The sequence below is a fragment of the Occallatibacter sp. genome (genome assembly GCF_049802275.1).
In the GTDB taxonomy this organism is placed as follows: Bacteria; Acidobacteriota; Terriglobia; order Terriglobales; family Acidobacteriaceae; genus Telmatobacter.
This window is the reverse complement of the sequence record NZ_JBARMD010000718.1, coordinates 1-2,558: the sequence shown is the minus strand read 5'-3', so window position 1 is coordinate 2,558 and position 2,558 is coordinate 1. Positions and strand designations below refer to the sequence as shown.

The following is a 2,558-nucleotide window of genomic DNA, read 5'->3' as shown; positions in this document are numbered from 1 at the left end:
CGGTGAATCAGGTCTGCGGCTCGGGCCTTCGCGCCGTATCGCTCGCCACGCAGGGCATTCGAACCGGGGACGCCGACATCGTCGTTGCGGGCGGAATGGAATCGATGTCCAACGCGCCGTATCTGTTGCCACAGGCTCGCACCGGTTATCGCATGGGCAACGGCACTCTGATTGACGCCATGATTCACGACGGCCTCTGGGACGTCTACAACCAATTCCACATGGGCGCAGCCGCAGAGATGGTGGCTGAGAAATACCATATCGGCCGCGAAGACCAGGATGCCTTCGCCGCCGAGTCGCATCGCCGCGCCGCCGCAGCCACGTTGGAGGGCCGCTTCCGTGCACAGATTCTGCCCGTTGAAGTCCCGCCAGCGAAAAAGGGCGAAGCACCGCGCGCATTCGATGCCGATGAGGCCATTCGGCCCGACACAACAGCGGAGATACTTGCCAAATTAAAGCCCGCTTTCAAACAGGGTGGCACCGTGACCGCCGGCAACGCACCTGGGGTGAGTGACGGAGCCGCGGCGGTGGTGGTTACCAGCGCGGACCGGGCAAGGGAACTGGATCTCAAACCAATGGTCATCGTGCGTGCACAGGCCCACGCCGGACGCGCGCCCGAGTGGTTTTCACTCGCACCCATCGATGCCGTGCGTAAAGTCATCGCGAAAGCAGGTTGGTCACTAGATTCCGTTGATCTGTTTGAATTGAACGAAGCCTTCAGCGTGCAGGCGCTCGCAGTAATCCGCGAACTCGGTCTCGATCAAGCCCGCGTCAACGTCAACGGCGGAGCGATCGCGTTAGGCCACCCCATCGGCGCCAGCGGTGCGGCCGTGCTGGTGAAGCTCATCTACGCAATGGCCGACCGGGGAGCCAAGAGAGGAATTGCGTCGCTCTGCCTCGGCGGTGGAAGCGCCGTTGCGTTGGCCGTGGAATTGCCATAAATGACATTGCTATCCCAGTGACGCCCGAAGTTTCCCCAATCCCCCGGTGTGCGTCGCAAACTGTCCGATATCGGACAATCCGAGTCGCCAGCGGTCACTTCAACTCCCATCCCTTCAGAGCCTTAGGTCTGCTAAGCCGTTTAATTCGAGTATCTAGCAGCTGACCGCCTTTGGCACGGCAAGTGCTCCCACCTTGGAGTGATGGATATCGCACGGCCAGACATTAAGAAGCAAAAACGGCGCCGCCTCTACCTTTGGGCTGGCATTGGGGTGGTGGTTTTAACGGTTGCAGTGGTTCTGGTTTCCCGGCTCAAACCGGCAGCTCCCACGGTAGATGCTTCAACTGTTTGGCCAGACACTGTGAAGCGCGGCGACATGATTCGCCAGGTGCGCGGGTCGACCGGCACTCTGGTTCCTCGCGAAGACTCGATCGAGCTGATTCCGGCGCTTACCGATGCGACAGTCGTTCGCATTCGCGTACTGCCCGGCACCATCGTCAAGGCGGACACCGTTTTGATGGATCTTTCCGCACCCGAAGTTGAGCAGAAGCTCCTCGACGCAAAGCTGGCAGTGAAAGCCGCCGAGGCTGACAACAGGAGCCTTCAGGCGACGCTGCAGAGCACCTTGATGGATAAAAAAATCGCGGCAGCCGTGGTCAGCACTGAGAATACCCAGGACCAGTTGCAGGCCAAGACAGACGAGCAGCTCTACAAGCTTGGCGTGATCGCCGGCATTGCCTACGACAAGTCCAAAGGCACTGCTGATCAGTTAGCCGCACAGCACAAGCTCAGTCTGGAGCAGCTTGAATTGAACGAAAAGAATATTGAGGTTCAGCTCGCCTCATCGCAGGCCAAGATCGAGCAGGCCAAGGCGCTTCTCGCCCTCTACGAAAAACAATCCGCCGCGCTCGAAGTACGCGCGGGCATCGCCGGTGAAGTTGATCCCCTTCCGGTTCCCATGCAGGTTGGCACCCACGTCACCGCAGGCACATCGCTGGCTGAGGTTGTGCAACTCGGCAAATTGAAGGCTGCCTTGCAAATCGCTGAAACCCAGGCTCGCGACATTTCCATCGGATTGCCTGCTTCCATCGATACGCACAATGGCGTCGTGCAGGGGCACGTCACCCGCATCGACCCCGCCGTATTGAACGGAACGCGCACCGTTGACGTACAACTGGATGGGCCTCTTCCTGCAGGAGCTGTGAAGGGGTTGAGCGTGGATGGATCCATCGACCTGGAGCACCTGCATGATGTGCTGTATGTCGGCCGTCCCGCGCTGGGCAACGAGAACTCGACGCTGAGTCTGTTCAAGGAGTCACCGGACCACAAGACAGCTGAACGCGTCCAGGTGAAGGTTGGCAAATCAAGTGTCAACAGTATCCAGGTGCTCGAAGGGTTGAAAGAGGGCGATACCGTAATTCTTTCCGACATGTCGCGCTATGACAACGTCGACCGAATCCGCTTGGAATAAAGATCGATTCGGGCGCGGCAGAATTTGAGGAACCAAACACAGCGATCAGATGCAAGACCATTCTGACCACTGATAACTGACAACTGAATTCACGAGGGGGATTGGATGGCAAACGACAAGCTGATTGACATTGAAGACCTGACCAAA

At 58.6% G+C, this 2,558-nt stretch carries 2 protein-coding genes; both read left to right on the top strand.

Annotated features, from left to right (window positions below; all coding sequences use genetic code 11):
• A partial coding sequence (locus WA354_RS24160) for an acetyl-CoA C-acyltransferase (RefSeq protein ID WP_472815584.1) occupies positions 1-941 on the top strand: 941 nt, incomplete at its 5' end.
• Positions 942-1,142: 201 nt separating this feature from the next.
• Positions 1,143-2,411 (top strand): efflux RND transporter periplasmic adaptor subunit, encoded by a 1,269-nt coding sequence (locus WA354_RS24155; RefSeq protein ID WP_472815583.1) that lies wholly within the window; start codon positions 1,143-1,145, stop codon positions 2,409-2,411.
• Positions 2,412-2,558: the final 147 nt, after the last annotated feature.

Excerpts from the sequence above, each read along its gene's own strand:
- WA354_RS24155 (WP_472815583.1), top strand. The coding sequence starts at position 1,143 with ATGGATATCGCACGGCCAGACATTAAGAAGCAAAAACGGCGCCGCCTC.